At 61.8% G+C, this 24871-nt stretch carries 20 protein-coding genes; 11 read left to right on the top strand and 9 right to left on the bottom strand.

The annotated features are described in order from the left end of the window. Window positions 1-43: 43 nt before the first annotated feature. On the top strand, window positions 44-1735 hold the full coding sequence (locus ACIGHL_RS14205) for a Na/Pi cotransporter family protein (RefSeq protein WP_128120447.1): 1692 nt from the start codon (window positions 44-46) through the stop codon (window positions 1733-1735). 87 nt (window positions 1736-1822) lie between these two features. On the opposite strand, the gene ACIGHL_RS14200 is transcribed toward ACIGHL_RS14205, so the two are convergent. Further along, window positions 1823-4375, bottom strand: coding sequence for a TRAP transporter permease (locus ACIGHL_RS14200; protein ID WP_446697613.1), 2553 nt, complete (start codon window positions 4373-4375; stop codon window positions 1823-1825). A gap of 122 nt (window positions 4376-4497) precedes the next feature. Next, on the bottom strand, window positions 4498-5463 hold the full coding sequence (locus ACIGHL_RS14195) for a TAXI family TRAP transporter solute-binding subunit (protein ID WP_128120449.1): 966 nt from the start codon (window positions 5461-5463) through the stop codon (window positions 4498-4500). Window positions 5464-6003: 540 nt separating this feature from the next. Between ACIGHL_RS14195 and ACIGHL_RS14190 the strand changes: the two genes are divergently transcribed. After that, the gene (locus ACIGHL_RS14190) at window positions 6004-7590 is read left to right on the top strand and encodes a methyl-accepting chemotaxis protein (protein WP_128120450.1); all 1587 of its coding nucleotides are present in this window, start codon (window positions 6004-6006) and stop codon (window positions 7588-7590) included. Window positions 7591-7758: 168 nt separating this feature from the next. Next, on the top strand, window positions 7759-9678 hold the full coding sequence (locus tag ACIGHL_RS14185; protein ID WP_128120451.1) for a sensor domain-containing diguanylate cyclase: 1920 nt from the start codon (window positions 7759-7761) through the stop codon (window positions 9676-9678). Here the strand turns inward: ACIGHL_RS14185 and ACIGHL_RS14180 are convergent. Both ACIGHL_RS14180 and ACIGHL_RS14175 read right to left on the bottom strand, forming a co-directional pair. Continuing rightward, window positions 9667-11085, bottom strand: a complete 1419-nt coding sequence (locus ACIGHL_RS14180; protein WP_128120452.1) for a sensor histidine kinase — start codon at window positions 11083-11085, stop codon at window positions 9667-9669. The genes ACIGHL_RS14185 and ACIGHL_RS14180 overlap by 12 nt on opposite strands. After that, window positions 11078-11749: a response regulator gene (locus tag ACIGHL_RS14175; protein WP_128120453.1), complete on the bottom strand. Its 672-nt coding sequence runs from the start codon at window positions 11747-11749 to the stop codon at window positions 11078-11080. The genes ACIGHL_RS14180 and ACIGHL_RS14175 overlap by 8 nt, the downstream gene beginning before the upstream one ends. Window positions 11750-11928: 179 nt before the next feature. On the opposite strand from ACIGHL_RS14175, the gene ACIGHL_RS14170 reads away from it, so the two are divergent. From ACIGHL_RS14170 to ACIGHL_RS14150, 5 genes are all read left to right on the top strand, one after another. Continuing rightward, window positions 11929-13191, top strand: coding sequence for an OprD family porin (locus ACIGHL_RS14170; RefSeq protein ID WP_128120454.1), 1263 nt, complete (start codon window positions 11929-11931; stop codon window positions 13189-13191). Between the two features lie 33 nt (window positions 13192-13224). Then, window positions 13225-14199, top strand: coding sequence for a Bug family tripartite tricarboxylate transporter substrate binding protein (locus tag ACIGHL_RS14165; protein ID WP_128120455.1), 975 nt, complete (start codon window positions 13225-13227; stop codon window positions 14197-14199). Window positions 14200-14260: 61 nt separating this feature from the next. After that, window positions 14261-14704: a tripartite tricarboxylate transporter TctB family protein gene (locus ACIGHL_RS14160; RefSeq protein ID WP_064480881.1), complete on the top strand. Its 444-nt coding sequence runs from the start codon at window positions 14261-14263 to the stop codon at window positions 14702-14704. Window positions 14705-14706: 2 nt separating this feature from the next. After that, on the top strand, window positions 14707-16221 hold the full coding sequence (locus ACIGHL_RS14155) for a tripartite tricarboxylate transporter permease (RefSeq protein ID WP_101152840.1): 1515 nt from the start codon (window positions 14707-14709) through the stop codon (window positions 16219-16221). Between the two features lies 1 nt (window position 16222). Further along, window positions 16223-17245, top strand: coding sequence for an AbrB family transcriptional regulator (locus ACIGHL_RS14150; RefSeq protein WP_128120504.1), 1023 nt, complete (start codon window positions 16223-16225; stop codon window positions 17243-17245). A 74-nt stretch (window positions 17246-17319) separates the two neighbouring features. Here the strand turns inward: ACIGHL_RS14150 and ACIGHL_RS14145 are convergent, their stop codons facing one another. From ACIGHL_RS14145 to ACIGHL_RS14130, 4 genes are all read right to left on the bottom strand, one after another. Further along, complete coding sequence (locus ACIGHL_RS14145; RefSeq protein WP_128120456.1) at window positions 17320-18549, bottom strand: nucleoside recognition domain-containing protein; 1230 nt, start codon at window positions 18547-18549, stop codon at window positions 17320-17322. A 465-nt stretch (window positions 18550-19014) separates the two neighbouring features. Beyond that, the gene (locus tag ACIGHL_RS14140) at window positions 19015-19185 is read right to left on the bottom strand and encodes a DUF1328 domain-containing protein (protein ID WP_019341907.1); all 171 of its coding nucleotides are present in this window, start codon (window positions 19183-19185) and stop codon (window positions 19015-19017) included. Between the two features lie 71 nt (window positions 19186-19256). After that, complete coding sequence (locus ACIGHL_RS14135; protein ID WP_128120457.1) at window positions 19257-19493, bottom strand: hypothetical protein; 237 nt, start codon at window positions 19491-19493, stop codon at window positions 19257-19259. Window positions 19494-19674: 181 nt separating this feature from the next. Beyond that, complete coding sequence (locus ACIGHL_RS14130; RefSeq protein WP_128120458.1) at window positions 19675-20118, bottom strand: ferritin-like domain-containing protein; 444 nt, start codon at window positions 20116-20118, stop codon at window positions 19675-19677. A 301-nt stretch (window positions 20119-20419) separates the two neighbouring features. Between ACIGHL_RS14130 and algB the strand changes: the two genes are divergently transcribed. The 3 genes from algB to ACIGHL_RS14115 are packed head-to-tail and all read left to right on the top strand — an operon-like array spanning window position 20420 to window position 23993. Next, window positions 20420-21766: a sigma-54-dependent response regulator transcription factor AlgB gene (algB, locus tag ACIGHL_RS14125; RefSeq protein ID WP_046161539.1), complete on the top strand. Its 1347-nt coding sequence runs from the start codon at window positions 20420-20422 to the stop codon at window positions 21764-21766. Then, window positions 21763-23550: a KinB sensor domain-containing domain gene (locus tag ACIGHL_RS14120; protein WP_128120459.1), complete on the top strand. Its 1788-nt coding sequence runs from the start codon at window positions 21763-21765 to the stop codon at window positions 23548-23550. Before algB ends, ACIGHL_RS14120 begins: the two co-directional genes overlap by 4 nt. 35 nt (window positions 23551-23585) lie before the next feature. Further along, entirely contained in the window at window positions 23586-23993 is a 408-nt protein-coding gene (locus ACIGHL_RS14115; RefSeq protein WP_128120460.1) for a DUF1330 domain-containing protein, read from the top strand. 9 nt (window positions 23994-24002) lie between these two features. Here the strand turns inward: ACIGHL_RS14115 and ACIGHL_RS14110 are convergent, their stop codons facing one another. Then, on the bottom strand, window positions 24003-24779 hold the full coding sequence (locus ACIGHL_RS14110) for an N-acetylmuramoyl-L-alanine amidase (RefSeq protein WP_128120461.1): 777 nt from the start codon (window positions 24777-24779) through the stop codon (window positions 24003-24005). Window positions 24780-24871: the final 92 nt, after the last annotated feature.

Below are 24871 nucleotides of genomic sequence, written 5' to 3'. Positions count from 1 at the left end.
TGGCTGTGTCTGTTGATCATTCTGTCGCCGGAGACCCTGCCCGATGTTGACGCTGCTGCATCTGCTGTCCTCCATCGCGCTGCTGGTCTGGGGCACGCACATCGTGCGCACCGGAATCATGCGGGTGTATGGCTCGCACTTGCGCAGGTTGCTCGGCCACAGCATGGCCAACGCGCCCATGGCATTCACGGCTGGAATCGGCGTCACCGCGCTGGTACAGAGCAGCAACGCCACGGCCCTACTGGCCATCTCGTTCGTGGCGCAGGGCTTGATGGCGCTGCCGACCGCCTTGGCGATCATGCTTGGTGCCGACGTCGGCACCGCATTGATGGCCCGCGTGCTGACCCTGGACCTGTCGTGGCTATCTCCGCTGTTCACCCTGGTCGGGGTCAGCCTGTTCCTCTCGCGCAAACAGACCCGTGCCGGCCAGCTCGGTCGCGTGCTGATCGGCCTTGGCCTGATCATTCTGGCGCTGCAGCTGATCGTTGCGGCCGCCGAACCTATCACCGAAGCGCGCGGAATGCGCGTGCTGTTCTCCTCTCTGGCCGGCGACACCCTGCTGGCCGTGGTGGTCGGCGCGTTGTTCGCGGTGCTGTCGTATTCCAGCCTTGCCGCCGTTCTGCTCACCGCAACGCTGGCCAGTGCCGGGCTGATCAGCCTGCCGGTGGCGCTGGGTGTGGTCATTGGTGCTAACGTCGGTAGCGGTGTGCTGGCCTGGCTCAATGCGACGCCGCAACCGGTGCCGGCCCGTCGGGTAGCGCTGGGCAATCTGCTGTACAAGCTCGCAGGCCTTGTGGTGCTGCCGTTCCTGCCGATGGCGGTGGAATGGATGGCGACGCTCGGCTTCAGTGCGCAAACCCAAGTCATCGCCTTCCACCTGGCGTACAACTCGCTACGTTGCCTGGTGCTACTGCCAACGGTCGGCCTGATGGCCAGGCTCTGCGAGCGGGTGCTGACGGAACGGCCTCTGGATAACGGCATTGCGCAGCCGCGCCATCTCGATCCCACTGCGCTGGACACCCCCTCGCTGGCCCTGGCCAACGCCACACGCGAGACGCTGCGCATCGGCGATCTGGTGGAAACCATGCTGGTACACCTGCTCGAAGCCCTGCGTGAAGACCGGCCGGAGCCGGGCGAGGACATCCGCCGCCTGGACGACGATGTCGACGCGCTCTACAGCGGCGTCAAGCTCTACCTGGCGCGAATGCCGCGCGAGGACCTGACCGAACAGGAAAGCCGGCGCTGGGCCGAAATCATCGAGTTGGCAATCAACCTGGAGCAGGCCGGCGACATCATCGAACACATGCTGGGCAAGGTGCAGAACCTGAAGATTTCCAAGCGGCGCTCGTTTTCCGACAGCGGGCTGGACGAGCTCGGTCAGCTGCACAGCCTGCTCAGCGCCAATCTGAGCCTGGGTCTGTCGGTGTTTCTCTCCGGTGATTCCCACAGTGCGCGCCAGTTGCTGCAGCAGAAGCGTCAATTCCGCAAGCGTGAGCGCGAACTGGCCCACGCCCATGTCCATCGGCTGCACCAGCAGGTGGTGGAGAGCATCGAGACCAGCGCCGCCCATTTGGAGCTGATTGCCGACATGAAGCGGCTGAACTCGTTGTTCTGCAGCGCGGCCTACCCGGCACTGGAGGGCTCCGGCAGCGGAAAGCCGCGCGTCTCGGGCGAAAGCCAGGCAGTGCGAGAAGCGCGGATCAAGCAGCAGCTGCCGCCGGGCAAGCCGGCCTGATCCCGACGGGTCCGATGGTCGGTGCGGGCAAGAAAAACCCCGGCGATGCAGAGCATGGCCGGGGTTGAAGTCAGCGTCGCGAACGGGTCAGTCCCGCTGCCGACGCCGCTGCATCCACACCACCAGTCCGAACAGCAACAGAGCGGGTAGCCACATCCACTCCTTGGCCCAGCGGTCGGTCGGCGCGCGCACGGCCAGAATTTCCTGATCGAACTGCAACCCGAGCTCGGCGGCAGGGCTGCCGAAGGTCACGCTGTCGATCAGCACCTTGCCGTCTTCCTCATAGGTCATCACGCCCAGCTTCTCCAGCTTTTCCGCCCCGGTCTCGCCGTTCGGGATGGCTATCAGCAGGCTGAACTCACGCATGTCACCCACGGCGTCTTCACCCCGGATGCGCAGGCGCAGCTGGCTGTCTTCCTCGACTGCTTCCAGCGCCTGGACCAACTGCGTAGGCGGAATGTCACGGTAGGGGTCATGCACGATGTCCATCCAGAAACCCGGACGGAACAGCGTGAAGGCGATCAACAGCAGCAGCACGTTTTCGTACCAGCGGCTGCGCACCAGGAAGTAGCCCTGGGTACCGGCTGCGAATATCAGCATGGCCAGTGTCGCGATGACGAAAATCACCATTCCGTGCCAGAACGACACATCGATCAGCAACAAGTCGGTGTTGAAGATGAACAGGAATGGCAGCGCGGCAGTACGCAGGCTGTAGTAGAAGGCCACCACACCCGTCTTGATCGGGTCACCCTTGGACACGGCAGCCGCAGCGAATGAGGCCAGCCCCACCGGCGGCGTGACGTCAGCCATGATGCCGAAGTAGAAGACGAACAGATGCACCGCGATCAGCGGCACGATCAACCCGCTCTGCGCCCCCAGCGCCACGATCACCGGCGCCAGCAGACTGGACACCACGATGTAGTTGGCAGTGGTCGGCAGGCCCATGCCGAGGATCAGGCTGAGGAATGCCGTGAGCAGCAGCATCAACATCAGGTTGCCCATGGACAGCAGCTCGACCAAATCGGCCAGCACCAAGCCCACGCCCGTTTGCGAGACGGCGCCGACGATGATCCCTGCCGCTGCGGTGGCGATGCCGATTCCGATCATGTTGCGTGCACCGGCGATCAGCCCTTCGCGCAGGTCGATCACGCCGTCCATGAAGTTGCCGTGCGCGTGAGTACCGTCGCGGCGCATCCAGGTCAGAAGCGGTCGCTGGGTCAACAGGATGATGACCAGGATGACCGACCCCCAGAATGCCGACAGGCCAGGCGACAGGCGCTCGATCATCAGGCACCAGACCAGCACCACCACCGGCAGCAGAAAGTGCAGGCCGGACAGCAGCACCGGCCGAGTCTGTGGCAGTTTTTCCAGCGGCGCGTCGGGGTCTTCGGCCGGCAGCGGCGGATTGCTTGCGGCGATTTTCAGCAGGCCCAGATAGACCGCCACCAGCAGTGCTCCGACCACCCAGATCGCTGCGTCGCCCAGCGCAGGCTTGAGCCAGCCAAGGCCGTAGTAGACGGCGAGCGAAACGCCGGAAATCAGCGCAACGCCAAAGGCAAAGCCGATCAGCCGCTGCATCCAGGGCTTGGCTACGTTGGCCCGAGGCAGCGCCGTGAGACCGAGCTTGAGCGACTCCAGATGAACGATGTAGACCAGTGCGATATAGGAGATCAACGCCGGCAGAAAGGCGTGCTTGATCACTTCGACGTAGGGGATGCCTACGTACTCGACCATCAGAAATGCCGCCGCGCCCATCACCGGAGGCATGATCTGCCCGTTGACAGATGAGGCCACTTCCACCGCGCCGGCCTTCTCGGCGGAAAACCCGGTGCGTTTCATCATCGGGATGGTGAAGGTCCCGGTGGTCACCACGTTGGCAATGGACGAGCCCGAGATCAGGCCGGTCATGCCGGACGCAACCACCGCCGCCTTGGCCGGGCCACCGCGGAAATGACCAAGCATGCTGAACGCCAGCTGGATGAAGTAATGCCCGGCGCCCGCACGCTCAAGCAGCGCGCCAAAGAGGACGAAGAGAAACACGAAGCTGGTGGAGACACCCAGGGCGATGCCGAACACACCCTCGGTGGTGATCCACTGGTGATTGGCGAGCGCAGTGAAACTCACCCCACGGTGGGCTAGCAGGCCTGGCATGTATGGGCCGGCCAGGCTATAGCCGAGGAAGATCAGGGCAATCACCGCCAAGGCAGGGCCGAGTGCGCGGCGCGTCGCTTCCAGCAACAGCGGAATGCCGATGCACGCCGTGATCAGGTCCATGGTGGTGAGGTTGCCGGGACGCTGGGCCAGCTGCTCATAAACGATGAACAGGTAGCCTGCGCTCGCGGCGGCAATCAATCCGAGCGCGATGTCGATCAGTGGCACCCGGTCGCGCGGCGAGCGCTTGAATGCGGGATAAACGAGGAACGCCAACAGCAGGGCGAACGCCAGGTGAATCGAACGCGCCTCGGTGTTATTGAACACGCCGATGCGCAGCATGAAGGGCAACGGCGAGGCGATCCACAGCTGGAACAGTGACCAGAGCAGCGCAAGGCTGGCGATCAGCTTGGCCATTGCGCCGCTGGGCAGCCGAGCACCGACGTCCTTGGCAATCTGCTCTTCAGTAGAAGGATGGTTGTCTTGCATGAAATCTGGCCTGTTTTTTCAGGGAACGGAAACCGCGAAAACCCGCGGCACGAAGCACACGGGTTTTCAGGCAAATGCTGTGGACGGACCGTCCACAGCGATGCAACGAGCCGTAAAGGCCGTTACATCCAGCCTCGTTCCTTGTAGTAACGCACGGCACCGTCATGCAGCGGCGCAGACAGACCGACCTTGATCATGTCTTCCGGCTTCAGATCCTTGAATGCAGGATGCAGGCGCTGGAAGCGCTCGATGTTCTCGAAGACCGACTTGACCAGCTTGTAGACCACTTCGTCATCGACCTTGGACGTAGTTGAAAGCACGGCCTTGCCGCCAATCGACTGAGTGGCGCTGTCGTTGCCCTTGTACATGCCACCTGGGATTTCAGCCTTGGTGTAGTAGCTCTTCTCGGACAACAGCTTGTCGATCTCAGGACCGGTGATCGGTACCAGAACAGCGTCGACAGTAGTGGTGGCTTCCTGAATCGCGCCATTGGGGTGACCGACGAAGTAGGTCATGGCATCGATGTTGTTGTCGCCCAGGGCGCTGGCCTGCTCGGCCGGCTTGAGTTCGGCGGCGAGGCTGAAAGCCGACTTGTCCCAGCCCTTTTCCTTCATGATCTCTTCAAGAGTGTCACGCTGACCGGAACCTGGGTTGCCGATGTTGACGCGTTTGCCTTTCAGATCATCCAGGCTCTTGATGTTGGCATCACGGCGCGCCAGGACGGTGAACACCTCGCTCTGCAGCGAGAACACGGCACGGATGTCTTCCATGGCGCCTTCGCTCTTGAACGGCTCCAGGCCTTTCATCGCCTTGTACTGGTGGTCCGACTGCATGATGCCGAAATTGAATTCGCCGCTGCGCAGGCCGTTGACGTTCGCCACGCCGCCGCCACTGGCCGGCGCGTTGCACTTCAGGTCCTCGGCGTTACGGTTGACGAAGCGGCAGATTGACTGACCGGCAACGTAGTAGACGCCCGTCTGGCCGCCGGTACCGATAGTGACGAATTGCTCTTGCGCCTGAGCCATACCGCTCAGACCAGTCCCCGCCAATGCGGCGGAAAATATCCATGCCAAGGATTTGCCTTTCATGGATCCACTCCTTATTGGTTGTTTTGGAATTGTCCTGCAGGCCTCGTGAGCCACGCGGGAAGTTTGGAGTCTAGCAGGCCGCTGCCTCGGTAACAGCTCGGACCTCAACCTCACGGCTATGGGCGCCCTGTGACCATGGCTATGACCCATTTAGGGATGGGGGGTTGCTCATCTGCGGAATAAACCTGAAATACCTATACAAATATCTGTACATAAATATTTATATGTATAAGATCGCCTCATAGCACAGAGCCATTACCCGACTAAAGGGTAGGTCTTTTGGTCGGATTGCTGACCAGCAGCCGATATAACAATGACGTCACTCGGTGTAGTGCGAGTGCGCCCTACAAGCAGAGCAATGTGCAGGCCGAAGCACCAACAAGGTCGTTTAAAGGCTCGGTTTAGCAAGCCCGAATAGGAACCGTTTGGAAGTCCGAGGATTTCACCGCAAGGTGGATAGCAGGGTTGCGCGATGTCCAGTCTGGGCATCGGTCAAGACGTCCGTGGCGGAAAAATAATCTAGTTTCAGAGAATTCCACCATGCGCTTGAACGTACCGGTCACCGGACGCGACGTGTCCTTCAGTGAGACAGCCAACATACTGTCCACCACCGACCTCAACGGCGACATCACCTATGTAAACCCCGATTTCATTAAGATCAGCGGTTTCGAAGAGCGTGAGTTGCTCGGTCAGCATCACAACATAGTCCGCCATCCCGACATGCCCCCCGAAGCATTCGGTGACCTCTGGTCCAGCGTTCGTGCTGGCAGGTCATGGATGGGAATGGTGAAGAACCGTTGCAAGAACGGGGATCACTACTGGGTCAGCGCCTTTGTCACCCCCATCAGCCGCAACGGGAAAGTGGTCGAGTACCAATCGGTGCGGACCAAGCCGCAGGCCGCACAGGTAGCGGCAGCCGAAACGTTGTATGCGCAACTGCGCGAAAAGCGGCCACCTGCCGCTCTGCGCCGCTCCCCCTTGGGCGTGCGTAGCCGCGTCGCCCTACTCGTCGCCCTGGGTGCTGCTTCCTGCGCTATCGGAGGGGCACTGTTAGGCGGAGCAAGCCTCGTGGCGGCGGTAGCGGCTGCAGCTGCGGCTACCCTGGGCGCGAGCGTCTTTGCACACATGGCGCTTGCGCCTCTGCAGCGTCTTGCTGCACAGGCCCGGCAGGTGGGGGATGATGCGGTCGGTCAGCTGGTCTACACGGGGCGCCGCGACGAGTTCGGCCAGATTAGCTACGCCATGAAACTGCTCGAAACCGAAGCCGGGGCCATGGTGGGCCGAATCGGCGATGCCTCACGCCAGCTGAGCATGCATGCACGGGAGCTGGTGGGTGCCATGGACAGCAGCGCACAGAGCGCATCGCGTCAGCAGAGCGAAACCGATCAGGTTGCCACCGCGATCAACCAGATGGCGGCGAGCGTGCAGGAAGTCGCCAACAACGCCCAGCGCACCGCCGAGGCAGCCAGCCGAGCCAACAGCGAAGCTGCAACCGGTACGGATGTTGTCAATAAGACCGGGGCGGCTATCGGCCGGTTAGCTCAGGATATTCAGCACGCCGGTGATGTCATTCTCGAACTGGAAGCGCACAGCAACGACATAACCAAGGTGCTGGATGTCATCCGCGGCATCGCCGAGCAGACCAACCTGCTCGCCCTTAACGCTGCCATCGAAGCCGCCCGCGCCGGCGAACAGGGGCGTGGCTTCGCTGTAGTTGCAGACGAGGTTCGTAGCCTGGCGTCTCGAACCCAGCAGTCCACCCAGGAAATCAACTCGATGATCGCGGCTTTGCAGGGCGGAGCACGTCAAGCGGTGCAAGTGATGCAACGTAGCCGAGATCAGGCCATGGAAAGTGTCGAGCAGGCTGAGCAAGCGGCACGCTCGCTCCAGGACATCAACAATCGAGTGAACGAGATCAGCGACATGAGCATGCAGATTGCCTCGGCCGTCGAGCAGCAAAGTGCCGTCAGCGAGAACATCAATCAGAACATCGTGAGCATTCGTAGCGGCTCCGATCAGCATGTAGAAAGTGGGCTGCGCAGCCGGGAGACCGCTTCGGGTGTCGCTCAGTTGGCTGACAGCATGGAAATGCTGGCGCAGCAATTCTGGACACGGCGACGCGGTTAGCCGGTCAAGAAGGCTCCGATTGACGTTCCGATGGATGGGCGAGCCGTTAGTAGCCTAGCAGTGGTATCAAAACGACATTAGCCGTATCGTTTCGATGGCCAAACCACTGCCTGACCCTCACGGCTGCCTATGCGTCGCGACGGGTCGTTAGACGAGACCTCTCACCTGATGCGATTCCGCCGGCTCTTGCTCTGCTGCCTGTTAACCGCCTTTGCCGGCCTCATGTCGGGCCAGGCCATCGCGGCTTTTGTTCCAAGCGTCGTCAGCAAAAGCGGTGCGGAACTCCACATGGGCCCGGTGGAGTGGCTACCCGGACATCCCGATGCCGACTTCACAGCCGCTCACACTGCCCCTTGGCAGTGGCAGCCGCTAGCCAAGCCCAATCTCAAGAAACAGCGGGACGGCGCATGGGTGCGCTTCGAAGTTGATAGCAATGCCACAAGCGCCGAGCGCTGGTACCTGAGCCTGAAATGGCCTGTCCTGGATAAGGTGCGTGTACGTCTGTTCTACCCGGCCGAAGGCGAGTGGGGTCCCTTGATGCAGGCTGGCGATCACATTCCCAAGCGTGATCAACCGCTAGCAGACCACAACCTGGTCTTCCCGCTGGAGTTGCGTGGCAATGAACGCGCCGTGGTGTACATGCAGGTACAAGCCCATGAACTCATGGCGTTGCCGTTGAGCATTTACGATGAAACGGCGTTCGCAGCCGAAAAAATTACTGACGTCGCGATGATCAGCCTGTTTTTCGGCGGCATGCTGGTGATTCTTCTCTACAACAGCAGCCTGTTCGTGTTCACCCGGGACGTGGCCTATCTGCTCTATGTTGCCTATCTTCTCAGCGCGCTGTTTTACGTCCTCACGATAACCGGCTTCGGCCAGTTATTCCTGTGGCCCGACACGCCTGTTTTCGCCCGCCGCTTCTATGCGCTGTCGGCAGCCTTGTGTTTTTTCACCCCGTTGCTGTTCGCCAGTCGCTTTCTCAGGGTCCGAAGTTATGGCGGCTGGCCCTGGCTGGTCACCTGGGTGCTGATGGGCTACTGGGGCGGGGTGATTCTGGTCACCTTGTTCGCACCCTCGCTGGGTCGTTACTTGATGGCCGAACCGGTCGCCCTGGTTCACTGCATCCTGACGATGGCCGCCGTCATCAACCTATGGATTCGAGGCAACCGTTCAGCACGCCTGTTCACCATCGCCTGGTCGACATTGTTGGTCGCCACCATCGCCCACCTGCTGGCGCTGGAGGGACTGCTGCCGCTGAATGCACTGACCCTGCATGGCCAGCTGATCGGTATGTTCGCTGAGTTCGTGCTGCTGTCGATGGCATTGGCCGAGCGCATCAATCACGAGCGTGACCGACGGATCCTGGCGCAGCAGAGTGCATTGCAGGCCTCCGATGCATTGGCGCAGGAGCGCGAGTCACGCCTCCAGGCGCAACAGCAGGCGCTAGAGATGCAGATCCGCAACAACGAGGCGCTCGAGGCGCGGGTCTACGAACGGACTCGGGCGCTGGAAGAAGCCAAGCGCGGCCTGGAGAGGGTCAACGAGCAACTGACCCGTATGAGTGTTACCGATGCGCTGACCCAGCTGTCGAACCGGGGGCATTTCGACCTGATGATCGACGAAGAGATCCGCCGCGCCCAACGCACCGAGACGCCATTGTCGGTACTGCTGCTGGACATCGATCATTTCAAGCGGGTCAACGACACCTACGGGCACGCGTTCGGTGACGACTGCCTGCGGCTGGTAGCCGATACGCTCAAGCAACACGGCCAACGGGCCGGCGACGTGGTTGCGCGCTATGGCGGCGAAGAGTTCGTCATCGCGCTGCCAGGCATGAACAGCCGCGAAGCCGGCGAACAGGCCGAACGAGTCCGCGCAGCCGTGGCAGCGCTACGGCCCGCTCATGGCGAGCAGCGGCTGGAACTGACCATCAGCATCGGCGTGGCGACCCTGCAGCCGCCTGCGAACTGCGCCCCTTCACACTTGCTGGCGTGTGCCGATGCGGCGCTCTATCGGGCCAAACACAACGGTCGCAATCAGGTGGCAATTGCCGAGGCCGATGAGGCTCTCGAGCCGTCAACTAGCTGAGTCGGGAGCCGGTGGCGGGAAGCGCACCTTTACCAGCAGCCCGCCCAAGGCGCCCTGATCCAGCTCGATAGTCGCCCGGTGGGCACGAACAATTTCGCCAACGATGGCAAGGCCAAGCCCGGCGCCCCGCCCTTGCTGGTGCACACGATAGAAACGGGCGAAGACCTTGGCGCGCTCCGCCTCGGGAATCCCCGGACCGTCGTCTTCCACTTCCAGCACAGCCTGGTCCGTCACCCGCAGCACCACATTGCCGTCACTTGGCGTATGCGCCAGTGCATTGTCGAGCAAATTGCTGAGCAGCTCAGTCAACAGTGTCGGCTCGCCGTCGATCCATACCGGCTGCTCGGCTTCCAACGCCAACGCGACGCCCCGTTTGTGGGCCAGCGCAGCCATGGCAAGGCCCAGTTCCCGCGCTAACTGGCTGAGGTCCAGGCGCTGGGCACCGCCTTCGGCAATCGACTGCGCGCCGGTTTCGATACGCGCCAGCGACAACAACTGGTTGGCCAGATGAATCACCCGGTCGGTATGGGCTCCGGCTTCTTCAAGCGTCTCCTGCCAACGCTGCGGCTGCTGTTCACGCTGGCCGAGTTCGATACGCGCCTTGAGCGCCGCCAATGGCGTGCGCAGTTCGTGAGCGGCGTCGGCAATGAACTGGGCCTGCCGCTCGAATTGCCCGCGCAGCCGCTCGGTGAAGTGATTGAGCGCTGCCACCAGAGGTTTCAGCTCGCGTTGCACGGCCACCAGCGGTAGCGGCCGCAGATCGTCAGGCTGGCGCTGTTCGACCGCCTCGCTGAGTTTGCCCAGGGGACGCAACGCCGCGCTGACCGCCAGCCACACCAGCACCAGCGCAGCAATGGCCAGTGATCCGACACGCCACAGCGTATCCACCAGCAGGCTGCGGGCCATGCGCTCACGAGCGCCCAGCGTTTCGGCGACGCGGATTTCAGCAATGCCGTTGAGCTCCGGCTCGCTCACCGGCTGCAAAAGGCTCACCAGCCGCACACCTTCGCCCCGGAATTCCCCGTCGTAAAAGCGCGCCAGCGCGGGATAGTCATCGGTGCGACGGATGTCAGCGCCAGGCGCTGGCAGATGCTCATAGCCGCTGACCAGCCGGCCTTCGGTATCCAGCACCTGGTAGTAGATGCGCCCGGCGCTGTCGTAGGCAAAGGTGTCCAACGCTACGTAGGGCACATTGGCGCGGAGCTGCCCATCATTGGCAACCAGGCCATCGGCAATGGCGCGGGCCGAAGCCAGCAACGTCCGGTCGTAGGCAGTGTCGGCGGCGGCGCGCCCGTTCCAGTAGGCGCTCCAGCCACTGAACAGCATCAGCAGGGTCAGCAGCATCGCCAGCCTGCGCAGCAACCCACCGCGCAAACTGCCAGCGCGCGGCTGTATCGCTTCAGGCATCCGCTGCCTCCAGCAGATAGCCCAAGCCACGGAACGTGACGATACGCACCGCGCTGCCTTCGAGTTTCTTGCGCAGCCGGTGGATGTAGATTTCGATGGCGTCGGCACTGGCGTCCTCGTCGAGGCCGAATACCTGCGCCGCCAGTTGATCCTTGCTCATGACCCGACCGGGCCGAGTGATCAATGCCTCGAGAACCGCCTGCTCCCGTGACGTCAGGTTGAGCGGCTGCCCCTGGAGGCTGAAGCGCCGCGCATCCAGGTCATACACCAGCGAACCGCAGCGCTGCTGGCGCTCGCCAGCAGCCACGCTGCGCCGCAACAACGCTTTGACGCGCGCCTCTAGCTCTGAAAGCTCGAACGGCTTGGCCAAGTAATCATCAGCGCCAAGATTGAGCCCATGGACCCGATCAGTGACCTCGCTGCGGGCGGTGAGCATGAGCACCGGCAGCGTCTTGCCCCGTTCACGCAGCCGCGACAACACCTGAAAGCCGTCAAGCCTGGGCAGGCCTACATCGAGAATCGCCAACGCGTAGTCCTCGGTCGACAACGCCAGGTCGGCGGCGACGCCATCGGTGAGCAGGTCGACCGTCCATCCAGCCGCGCGCAACGCCTGCGCCACACTTTCAGCCAGCTGGGGGTGGTCCTCGACCAGGAGAATCCGCATAGCCTGTCCTCTGCCACACACGGAACGGGCCGCCAGTGTAGCGGCAAGGCACATCACACGCCGCTTTCGCCGGTGAAAGCCTGGCGAAAGTTTCGCCGCCTAGGATCGGGATCAGGTGGCTCGATCCACCTGGCGCGGCATAACGCCGCCACAACAAAAACAATAGTGGAGATTGAAGGATGCTGACTGCCGTCAGAATTAAACCCGCCCCTGCTCGTCTTGCCCTCGCCGTCGCGGCTGCCTCCCTGGCGCCCATAGTCCAGGCCGATTTCATCGAAGACAGCAGCGCGACCCTGCAAACCCAGAACATCTATCTCAATCGCGATTACCGCGAGGGCACCGGCCAGTCCAAACGCGAAGAATGGGCGCAAGGCTTCCTGCTCAACATCGAATCAGGCTTTACCGAAGGCACTGTGGGCTTCGGCCTAGATGCCATGGGGATGCTCGGCGTCAAACTGGATTCCGGCGGTGGCCGCACCAACACCGATCTGCTGCCAGTGCGCGACGATGGCAGCACGCCGGACGAGTTCAGCCGCCTCGGTCTGACGGCCAAGGCGAAGTTCTCGGAAACCGAACTGCGTTACGGCAGCCACATCCCGGAAACGCCGGTGGTTACCGCCAGCGACAGCCGAACCCTCCCCCAGGTATTCGAAGGCACCCTGGTGGTGTCTCAGGACGTGACCGGTCTGACCCTGACCGGCGGGCGTCTGGACAAGGTCATCGACCGTGCTTCGACCAACTCTCAGGAGCTGCAGGTCAACAACAAGAACGGTCGTTTCGACAGCGCTGCCGAGGCCGATCACCTGACCTTTGCCGGCGCGCGCTATGACTTCACGGAAAAGCTGATCGGCACCTACTACGCCGCCGAGCTGGACGACATCTATCGTCAACACTTCTTCAATCTGCAGGCTGTGCAGCCGTTGAGCGAGAATTCGTCGCTGACCGCCGACCTGCGCCTGATGATCAGTGATGACACCGGCGCAGCCAATGCCGGCAAGATCGACAACCAGGCCTGGAACGGCATGGTGGGCTACAGCCTGGGTGGCCACAAGGTCAGCCTCGCCTATCAGCAAATGAACGGTGACACCGGCTATGCCTACGTCGACGGCAGCAACCCTTACCTGGTCAACTTCGTCCAGATCAACGATTTCGCCAACGCTGACGAGCGCTCCTGGCAAGCGCGTTACGACTACAACTTCGCCTCGATCGGCGTCCCCGGCTTGACCTTCCTGACGCGCTATATCTCCGGTGATAACGCCGAGTACAGCGGCGGCAGCAATGGCAGCGAGTGGGAGCGCGACATCGAACTCAAGTACGTCGTACAAACCGGTCCACTGAAGAACGTCGCTGTGCGCATGCGCAACGCCATGTTCCGTTCCGATTTCGCCCGTGACGCTGACGAAAACCGCCTGATCGTCAGCTACAGCCTGCCCATCTGGTAAAGCCGTCCACAATAAGAATCAGAGGAGACACCCATGAAGACAGCAATCCGTCGTATCGCCCTGCTCTCGTCCTGCCTGGTCCTGTCCAGCCAGCTGTTCGCCGAGCCCAAGCGTCCCGAGTGCATCGCCCCGGCCAAGCCCGGCGGTGGCTTCGACCTGACCTGCAAGCTGGCCCAGAGCGGCCTGAAAGACGAAGGCCTGCTCGAATCGCCCATGCGCGTCACCTACATGCCTGGCGGAGTCGGCGCGGTGGCTTACAACGCTGTGATCGCTCAACGTGCCGACGACCCGGCGACCATTACCGCGTTTTCCAGCGGCTCGCTGTTGAATCTGGCGCAGGGCAAGTTCGGTCGCTATGACGAGAGCGACGTGCGCTGGTTGGCCGGCATCGGCACCGACTACGGCGCCATTTCGGTACGCGCCGATGCGCCCTACCAGAACCTGGACGACCTGATCGCCGCAGTGAAGAAAGACCCCGCCAGCGTTGTCTTTGGTGCGGGTGCCACCATTGGCGGGCAGGACTGGATGCAGACCGCGCTGATCGCCCGCGCCGCGGGCGTGGATCCGAAAAAACTGCGTTACGTCGCGTTCGAAGGCGGCGGCGAAACCCTCACCGCCATGCTTGGCGGGCACGTGCAGGTCACCAGCAGCGGCCTGGGCGAGGTCGCCCCGCAGCTCGAAGCCGGCAAGATTCGCGTCCTCGCTGTGCTGTCCGATGATCGCCTACCAGGCAAGCTGTCAGACCTGCCGACCGCCAAGGAACAGGGCTATGACATCAGCTGGCCGGTAATCCGCGGCTTCTACATGGGCCCGGAAGTCAGCGATGAAGACTTCAACTGGTGGAAGACACAGTTCGACACCCTGCTGGCCGATGAAGACTTCGCCAAGCTGCGCGAGCAACGCGATCTGTTCCCGCTGTCGATGACCGGCGATGAGCTCACCGAGTTCGTCAACAAGCAGGTCGCCGACTACAAGGAACTCGCCGGCGAGTTCGGCCTGGTCAAGTAACACCCTGCCGGTAGCGGCTTCCCAAGGGCTGCCGCTACCCGCTCCTCCCGAGGTAACCACCATGTACGTTCGTGTCTTTGCCGCGGCCTGGCTGCTCGCCTGCGCCGGACTGGCGCTGCTCGCCTGGGGTTTCGAGGCGCCCTTCGCCTACGACCCGGTCGGCCCGCGCGCCTACCCGTTATTGCTGCTGTTCCTGATGGCTTGCGGCGCGCTCTGGCTGCTCTGCAAACCACACGGTGACCCGACGCCCCCGTTCGATTGGTCCATGGCCCGGCGCGCCCTGTACTGCGTCCTGGTCCTGCTGGCGTACGCATTGCTGTTCGAGCAGCTTGGCTTCGTCATCACCACCGCGCTGGCCACCTTCGCCCTGGGCCTGCTGTTCAACGGGCGTTTGTTGCCAAGCCTGATCAGCGGCGTGCTGATGGGCGTGCTGCTCTTTGGCCTGTTCGACCTGTTGCTTGATGTGCCGCTGCCGCTTGGCGTGCTGCGCTTGCTGGAGAGCTGAAAATGGAAACCTTGAATTTCTTGTGGCAAGGCTTCGACGTCGCCACACGCCCCATGAACCTGCTCGTGGCGCTGTTCGGCGCCTTTGTTGGCACCGTTGTCGGGCTGCTGCCTGGGCTCGGCCCGATCAACGGCGTCGCCCTGCTGCTGCCTCTCGCCTTTGCGCTAGGCCTGCCGCCGGAGACCGCGCTGATCCTGCTGGCCGCTGTGTACCTGGGCTGCGAGTACGGTGGTCGGATCTCGGCGATTCTGCTCAACGTACCTGGCGACGCTGCGGCTGTGATGACCACCCTCGACGGCTATCCCCTGGCGCGCCAGGGCAAGGCGGGCATCGCCCTGTCGCTGTCAGCGGTCAGCTCGTTCATCGGCAGCATCATCGCCACCTGCGGTGTGGTGCTGTTCGCGCCGCTGTTGGCGAAATGGGCGGTGGCCTTCGGCCCGGCGGAATACTTCGTACTGATGATCTTCGCCATCGCCTGTCTGGGCGGCATGGTCGGTGACAAGCCGGTCAAAACCCTGATGGCGGCATTGATCGGCCTGGGTCTGGCAACCGTTGGCGTGGACTCCACGACCGGCGTCTACCGTTTCACCTTTGGCAGCGTGAGCCTGTCCGATGGCATTCAGTTCGTGATCGTGGTGATCGGTTTCTTCAGCGTCAGCGAAGTCTTGCTGATGCTGGAAAAGACCCACAGCGGCCAGAAAGCGGTCAAGGCCAGCGGACGCCTGCTGTTCAACTTCAAGGAGTTCTGCTTCACCTTCTGGACCATGGTGCGCAGCGCCCTGGCCGGCTTTGTTATCGGCACCCTGCCCGGTGCCGGCGCGACCATCGCCAGCGCCATGACCTACATGAGCGAAAAACGCATGGCAGGCGACAGCGGCAAGTTCGGCGAGGGCGACCTGCGTGGTCTGGCCGCACCGGAAGCGGCTAACAACGCCTCCGCCTGCGGCTCGCTGATCCCGATGCTGACCTTGGGTGTGCCGGGTTCTGGCACTACCGCGGTGATGATCGGCGCACTGACGCTGTACAACATCACCCCCGGCCCGCTGCTGTTCGAGCAGCAGCCCGATGTGGTCTGGGGCCTGATCGCCTCGCTGTTCATCGGTAACGTCATCCTGCTGGTGATGAACATCCCGCTGGTCGGCCTGTTCTCGAAGATGCTCAGCGTGCCCAACTGGGTATTGGTCCCGGCCATCACCGCGATCAGCGTGGTCGGCGTCTACTCGGTACACAGCACGACGTTTGACCTGGTGCTGATGGTGGGCCTTGGCGTGTTTGGATACCTGCTGCGCAAGCTGGAATTCCCGCTGTCATCGCTGATCCTCGGCTTCGTGCTTGGCGAGATGATGGAAGACAACCTGCGCCGCGCATTGTCGATCTCGGCAGGCGATCTGGGCATCCTCTGGGGTAGCCCGATCACGCTGGTGCTCTGGGCGATGGCCGCGCTGATGCTGGCCATGCCGGGCCTGCGCTGGTGGCGCCAGCGCCGTCGCGGCAAGCTGAACGAGGCGAATGCCTAAAATGCCGCGCCAGCTGCCGGGATGGTGGGCGACGCCTCTGGTCGGCGCCCTCGGCGGCTGGCTGGCAAGCCTGGCGAACTGGCCGCTGCCGTGGATGGTCGGTTCGCTGCTGGCAGTCATTGCGGTTCGCTGCAGTGGCTGGCTGGTAAGGGAAGTTCCCCGGGGTCGGCAGGTCGGGCAATGGTTGATCGCGAGCGCCATCGGACTGCATTTCACCAGCGAGGTCATGCAGCAGGTAATGGAGCACTTCGGCGTGATTCTCGCCGGTGCGCTATGCACGCTGCTGCTGAGCCTGATCGGCATCTTCATTCTCCTGCGCAGCGGCACGGACCGCGCCACGGCGTTCTTCTCCAGCATGCCGGGTGGCGCGAGCGAGATGGTCAACCTGGCCGGACGTCACGACGCGCAACCGGCTATGGTCGCCGCAGCCCACAGCATGCGACTGCTGCTGGTGGTGCTGATCATCCCCGCCCTGTTTACCTGGAGTCTGCCGCCTGTGGATGCCCCGCCACCGGCGCCGGTGAGCTGGCCTTGGTTGGCGGTGTTGTTGCCGGCGGGCGGGCTGCTGGCGTTGCTGTGGAAGCGGCTCGGCCAACCCAACCCCTGGATGCTGGGCCCGCTCACGGTCTGTGCCGTTGCCAGCGCCGCTTTCGATCTGCATCTGGGTATGCCTGAGGGCGTCGGTCAGTTCGGCCAATGGCTGATCGGCTGCTCGCTGGGCTGTCATTTCGATCGGCCGTTCTTCCGCAGCGCACCGCGATTCATGCTGCGCATCCTGCTGTTTACGGTGCTGGCTATGCTCGCTGCGGCGGGCCTCGCCGAAGTGCTGGGTTGGGCGGCCACGCTGAACCAGACGTCGCTGATGCTAGGGATGATGCCCGGCGGCATCACCGAGCTGTGCCTGACGGCCGAAGCACTACAGCTGTCGGTCGCCTTGGTCACTGCACTGCAGGTGCTGCGATTGTTCCTCGTAATGTTCCTCGCCGAACCGTTATTCAGGTTCTGGCAACGAGCCACGCTTTAACCCGCCTACTGGCGGGTTCTTTTTTAGCGCCTGCGTCTTGCTGGCGGTCTGGCGACACCTTGCGAAATACCGATTCAGCCAAAGAACCAATAGCAGACCAGAATCGCCGCGACGATTCCCGCTGCATCCGCCGCCAGAGCGCAGCCCACCGCATGCCGCGCCCGCTGGATGCCCACCGCGCCAAAGTAAACGGCCAATACATAGAAGGTCGTCTCGGTGCTGCCCTGCACTGTCGCCGCAACCAATGCTGGAAAGCTGTCGACACCCTGGCTCTGCATCGTCTCGATCAGCATCGCGCGCGCGGCACTGCCAGAAAACGGCTTGACCAGCGCGGTGGGTAACGCATCGACGAAACGAGTGTCCCAGCCCAGCGCGTCTACCAGCCAGCGAATCCCGTCGAGTCCGAAATCCAGTGCGCCGGATGCGCGGAACACGCCAATCGCACAGAGCATGGCGATCAGATACGGCAGCAAGCTCTTGGCGACGTCGAATCCTTCCTGGGCACCTTCGACGAAGCTTTCATAGACCGGAACCTTGCGCAGCGCCCCAATGACCAGAAAGGCAATGATCAGGCCGAACAGCGTGAGATTGCCGAGCAACGACGAAAGAGAAGAAAGTGCAGTGGCCGATAGCCCTGCGAGCAACGCCATGAAACCACCCAGCAGCAGCGCACCGGGTATCAGGTAGGCAAGGACCACCGGGTCCCACAGGCGCAGACGTTGCACCAGCGCCACGGCGAGCAGTCCCGCCAGCGACGAAGCGCTGGTCGCCAGCAATATCGGCAAAAAGACCAGCGTGGGGTCCTCTGCGCCTTGCTGCACGCGATACATGAAAATGGTCACCGGCAGCAGAGTCAGGCCTGATGTGTTGAGCACCAGGAAAAGGATTTGGGCGTTACTGGCGATGTGAGGCGTGAGGTTGAGCTCCTGCAATGCCCGCATCGCCTTCAAGCCGATCGGCGTAGCAGCATTGTCGAGGCCCAGCCCATTGGCAGCGAAGTTGAGCGTGATAAGCCCTAATGCAGGGTGCCCGGCGGGCACTTCAGGCATTAACCGACTGAACAGCGGACCCAGCAGGCGCGCTAGCTTTTCGATCATGCCGGCCTTTTCCGCGATGCGAAGGAAGCCGAGCCACAAGGTAAGCGTACCGAACAGCACGATCATGATTTCCACGGCCAGCTTGGCCATGGCGAAAAGGCTCTCGACCAGCGCGGCAAACACAGCCGGATCGTCGCCGAGCAACCAGCGCGCCAGCGCCGCAACTGCAGCGATCAGAAAAAAGCCCAGCCAGAGGCCGTTGAGCATGGGGTTCTCCAACGAATGACTGCGGGCGATGATAGCGGTGCGGCTGGAGAACGGCCATGAACCAAACAGGGCGAAGCTATGGAAGGTGCAGCGAATCTGACTGGGGCGCTGCACTAGATCGTGCAGTAACCGCTATTGCCAGCGGCCGGTACGCCAATGAGAGGGCGAGATTCCCGCTCGGAGTGCTCTGCTGTGGAGAAATCGCAAGCCGAAGGTGGCATCCCACCTTCGGTTGCCTTTCGCCGAGCCCGGCCCATGTCGGAGGCACTCCCTGTACCCCTAGGTCGCTCCGTTAAGAGCGTCCCGACCCCTTGGCTCCCCCGCTGTAGGGGCTGATGGGTAATCACCAGAAGGATGATTGACCTCAGTACCAGCACTTCGCTTTAGCGAAGTGCTTTGAAAAAAGGCATCCAGCCACTGTTACTTCCCTAATCTTGCAGCCGCCCTGACGAGCGGCGTTCCGCATCAGGCTCGTGGGCCGCGGCCTCGTCCGAAAATCAGCGAAGCAACAAACAACACCAGGAATACTACGAACAGGATCTTGGCGATACCTGTTGCAGTGCCCGCGATACCACCGAAGCCCAGTACTGCAGCGATGATGGCAATGATCAGAAACGTAATAGCCCAACTCAGCATGGTGTAACTCCTCTTCGGTTCAGGACATCTTCAGCGGACCGATCCGCAAGGATCGGGTCGCCTATCTCCAACTAGAAAACCCAACGTTGTTCCGACCGCTCCTGCAAATAATCAATCGTCTGCTGGGCAGGTCCGGTTTGCACAATCCCTACAGGTTGAGCGTCATACATGCGGATTCGTTCCGCTGACTCATGCTGTGTCTGGCTGAGCGGTTCCGACATTGGCTGTTCGGCTCCGATGATCAACGTGACCACAGCGGCGGTAAGAAAACCTTTTCCAACCAGTAGGAAACGTGCTTGACGATTCATCCTCAACTCCTTCTAAGCATGCGGGGCATGTCTGTCTTAGCGGTTATGTTGCAGGGCTCGTGCCATCCGTTAGACTTCCTATTAATCCTTTACTTTCAACAACTTAGATTCACCAAACATCGCTGCGCCAATTTATATTGCACGATGCCCATGCATGGCGCCGGGCGATTTGCACGACGGACTAATCCCTGCGGTTCCTGTCACTGTGATTGAGGGTATGAATGCGCTCATGACAGGCACGGATTTTCGGCAGCTCAATGGCTAGCAATGCCTTCACATCAGGGTCAGCTGTTTTCAGCGCATCCTCGAAGGCCGCCAGGATGCGCTCTTCGGTCTGGTCAAGCTGGTCGATGTAAACCGCGTCGCTGTCGCCGAGCCTCGCCTTGGTGTCGGCATACATCTCGCGCAGCTTGCCTGCGGTAGTGCCGCCTTGTGCGGGTTGCTGCTGGTTGGCCGCAACCTTTACCGACAGCGCTTGGATGATATGCGTCTTGGCTTGCGCCATATCGCGGAACAGATGCTGCAATTCGACGTCTTTCACCTCGTCAATCGCGTGCTGATAGAAATGCTGACCGTCGCGGGTGATCTCGATGAGCTCGTTGAGTTGGGTCATGTTCTGGTTCATGGGGCCTCCAAATACAGATTGCGATGCGCCTCGACCGCTGTCGACCACGCGCGTGCCGGTAACACCGCAAGCCCCATGCCAGCGCCAAAAACCTCCCGGCGCCTTTATAATCAACAGCTTGCATCGCCGTTGCGCTTGAAGCGCGATTGCAGTCTGCAGGAAAGACCCGTGTATACCGTGCAACTTGCAAGGCTTTGCGTAGACTAAAGCAGGCGCTGAACTACCGCGCGCCACTGCAGCACCCAGGTTCCACCCCAACGACTCGCCAAACATTCACCGCTTTTGCCTGACTGGAGCATTCATGGACCAAACGACCGACACCGGCGGCCGCATCCTACTGGTGGACGACGAGGCAGCGATTCTGCGCACGTTCCGCTACTGCCTCGAGGACCGCGGTTATACGGTGGTCACGGCGGCCAGCGCTTCACAGGCCGAAGCGATCCTACAGCGGCAGGTGTTCGATCTGTGCTTTCTGGACCTGCGCCTCGGTGAAGACAACGGTCTCGATGTTCTGCAGCAGATGCGCGTACTTGCGCCGTGGATGCGTGTAGTAATCGTCACCGCCCATTCGGCGGTAGACACCGCGGTGGACGCGATGCAAGCGGGCGCTGCGGATTACCTAGTCAAGCCATGCAGCCCCGAGCAGCTGCGCCTGTCGGCCGCCAAGCAGCTGGAAGTCCGTCAGATGGCGGCGCGCCTGGAGGCCCTGGAAGGCGAGGTGCAAAAACGCAGCGATGCGCTGGGCTCGTACAGCCCGGCGATGATGAGCGTGCTCGAGACCGCCCGCCAAGTGGCCGATACCGACGCGAACATCCTCATCCTCGGTGAGTCAGGCACGGGCAAAGGCGAGCTGGCGCGTGCAATTCACAACTGGAGCCGACGCTCTAAAAAAGCCTTCATCACCATCAACTGTCCGTCGCTGTCGGCTGATCTGATGGAAAGCGAGCTATTCGGACACAATCGTGGCGCTTTCACCGGGGCTACCGAAAGCACCCTGGGGCGCGTCAATCAAGCTGACGGCGGCACACTGTTTCTCGACGAAATCGGCGATTTTCCCCTCGCTTTGCAGCCGAAACTGCTGCGTTTCATCCAAGACAAGGAATACGAGCGCGTCGGAGACCCTGTCACCCGAAGGGCCGACGTGCGCATTCTCGCCGCCACCAATTTGAATCTCGAGGAAATGGTCCGCGAAGGGCGTTTCCGTGAAGACCTGCTCTACCGTCTGAATGTCATCACCCTGAACCTTCCGCCCATGCGCGAGCGCCCGGAAGATGTGCTGACCCTCGCCGAACGCTTCCTGGCATTCTTCGTAAAAAGCTATGGCCGACCAGCGCGCGGCTTCAGCGACAACGCGGTTGCCGCACTGAAGGCCTATCGCTGGCCAGGCAACGTCCGTGAATTGCGCAACGTGGTCGAGCGCGCCAGCATTATCTGCCCGCAGGACATGATCGAAGTCAGCCATCTTGGCCTGGCCGATCAAGCCGTCAGCAACGCCCCACGGATCGGTGAGCCGCTCAGTCTGGAAGCGCTGGAAAAAGCACATATCTCGGGCGTATTGAGCACCAGCGACACACTTGAGCAAGCCGCCCGAATTCTAGGCATCGACGCATCGACGCTTTATCGAAAACGTAAGCAATACGGCCTATGAAAATCCAGATGAAGCTGAGAACCCGGCTGTTCCTGGGTTTCTCGGCATTGATGACGGTGGCCTTGCTTGGGCTACTGCTGGCGCTGGTCAGCGTCGTGCAAATGGCGAAGAGCCAGGAAAATCTCATTCGCGATAACTTCGGTGTCATCGAGGTCAACCAGCAGCTGCGCCAGGCGCTGGGAAACCAGCTACTGCTGCTGGTCCGCGAAGAGCGCGACGTTGAAGCCCTGAACGAATATCGAGAAGTCTTTCTGGGCGCTCTGGCGCGAGGCATGGCGGACGCCAACGACGAGCAGGACCGCAAGGCTTATGAAGCCATCGGCGACGCCTATACTCGCTTTGCCGTGGAGCTGGAAACACCCTCCAACCTGAACGCGACACTGCTCGAGGATAATCCCCTCAGTCAATCCTTCAACCGCGTTCGCGAGTTGATGGTGGACATGCAACAGTCCGCCTACAACCAGATTCGTGACACCGAGATTCGCAGCCGCGAACGGGCACAATTGCTCGCCGGGCTGCTCGGGTTGACCGGTATTGCGGTGCTGCTGATCGGCTTCGTCACCGCACACAGCTTCGCCCGTCGCTTCGGTGACCCCATCGAGCAGCTGTCCAGCGTGGCTGACCAGATCGGCCGCGGCGACTTCAATATCAATCTGCCCACCTCACCCATCGCTGAGCTGTCTTCGCTGATTCGTCGCTTCGGTCTGATGGCGCAGGCCCTGCACCAGTTCAAGCAAACCAATGTCGAAGCGCTGGTCGATGGCCAGCAACGGCTGCAGGCATTGCTCGACAGCATCGATGACGGCCTGCTGATCATCGACCGCCAGGGCCGTCTGGAGCATGCCAACCCGGTCGCGCAGCGCCAATTGGCCTGGGAGACAGAGCATCTGGGGTCGACGCTTGGCCAAGCCCTCGGCTATCCGGAGCTGGACGAGGCTGCTCAGCAAGTGCTGGCCGATACGCCGCTATCCGGGCCGCCGGAAGATCTGGTGATCGAGGCCGACGGCGAGCGCCGCCTGTTGTCATGGCGCATGAGCCCAGTGAACCATCACGACGGCCGCATCAGCGGCGCGGTGATGGTGCTTCACGACGTGACCGACCAGCGAACTTTCGAACGGGTGCGCAACGAGTTCGTGTTGCGTGCGTCGCATGAGCTGCGCACTCCTGTGACAGGCATGCAAATGGCCTTCAGCCTGCTGCGCGAACGAACGCACTATCCGGACAATAGCCGCGAAGCCGACCTGTTCACCACCGTGCATGAAGAGATGCAGCGTTTGGTCACGCTGATCAACGATCTACTGAACTTCTCGCGCTACCAGAGCGGTCAGCAAAAACTCGAACGCGTGCCGTGCGACCCGGCGGCGCTCCTCGAGCAAGCACGGCAGCGTTTCCAGGCGAGTGCTGCGCAGAACCATATCGAAATCAAGCTTGAACTACAGACGTCACTGCCAAGCCTGTTGCTGGACCAGCAGCAGATGGACCGAACGCTCGACAACCTGCTCAGCAATGCACTGCGGCACACACCTGACGGCGGTGAAATCCGCCTACTGGCGCGGCATCACGGCGAACGGGTCATTCTCAGTGTCGAGGACAATGGCGAGGGCATCCCCTATAGCCAGCAAGCGCGCATCTTCGAACCCTTCGTGCAAATTGGGCGTCGACGCGGTGGCGCCGGACTGGGCCTTGCCTTATGCAAAGAGATCGCTCAGCTGCATGGTGGTCGTATCGGCGTGCATTCGCGGATCGGTCACGGCACCATCTTCTATATCGCCCTGCCCATCTAAGCCAGGCAGGGCGGGAAGAATAAAAAGGAGCCGCCATGCCCAGCCTCAATCCCAGCCAGGACCAACTGAAGCGCTTCGCCGAGCAGATGCCTGCCGGCGAGCCGATCCTCATGCTCAACTTGCTGCGCTTTAACGATCAAGCCGTCTATCCTGCCGAGAGCGGTCACCCGCCTTGTTCCGGCAGGGAAGCCTATGGAGTCTACAGCCGCACCGCCATCAAGAAGGTACGCTCAGCCGGTGGCGACGTGGAGATCATGGCCAACGCCCGTGTCGCGCTGATTGCGCCGGAGCAGGAACATTGGGACGAGGTGCTGCTGGTGCGCTACCCCTCGCCTGAAGCCTTTCTGGCAATGCTGGCGGACCCGGAATACCGCGCCGCCACGATCCACCGCACCGCGGCACTCGCCGACTCGAGGCTGATCGGCTGTAACCCGCGCAGCTGAGCCGAAGCCTCAGCCTGCTGCGTTCAGCACCGCGAGCAGCGCTGCGGTTTCAGCGTCCGGTTCGCCATCGAAGCGTGCCGGGCGATATTTCATCTGGAACGCCGCAATGACGTTTCGGGTTTCCAGATCGAGATAGCCGTGCTCGGGCACCTTGTATCCCTGCTCCGCCAACTGCGCTTGAAACCAGGCCACATCCGGTATTGCCGTCGCAAACAGGCTGCGCTGGCGCGCTACGGCTTGGGCGTCAGGCCAGGGCACCAGACCGGCGTCCGCCAGCCGCTTCCAGGGAAACAGCGGGCCCGGATCGACCTTGCGCTGCGGAGCAATGTCACTGTGCCCGATGATCGCGCCAGGCTTCAAACCGCGGCGCTGCATGATGTCCTTGAGCAGCACGATCAGAGCGTCAATCTGCTCATCGGAGTAGGGATACCAGAGACGCCCCTCGGCGCTTTCGATATAACCGCGGTTAACCAGCTCGATGCCAATGGAGCTGGAGTTAAGCCAGGTACGTCCGTTCCATTGGCTTTCGCCAGCGTGCCAGGCACGACGATCTTCATCGACCAGACGGTAGATGGTCGCGGGCGCTTCGCCGATTAGGTAGTGGCTGCTGACGCCGTCGCCCTTGAGAATGTCGAGCGAACGCTGCAGGTCACTTGAGGTGTAATGCAGAACGATAAACTGCGCCCGACTGTCCTGCCCCAGCGATGTATGACGGGTATCGATACGCGGACCGCTGGCGCAGCCGGCGAGCAACAGGCCAAACAAGGCGAGGATCAAACTTTTCATACGCGGCCTCTGGTCTACAGCGTGATGACGCGGACTCGGGACATTCGATCGGACCGAGCAGCGGCCCGCAGAGAAACGCCGAAGAGAGTCGG

Source organism: Pseudomonas sp. NPDC077451, assembly GCF_044543345.1.
Classification (GTDB): domain Bacteria; phylum Pseudomonadota; class Gammaproteobacteria; order Pseudomonadales; family Pseudomonadaceae; genus Stutzerimonas.
Note: the sequence above shows the minus strand (reverse complement) of the source record. Positions and strands in the feature narration are given on the sequence as shown.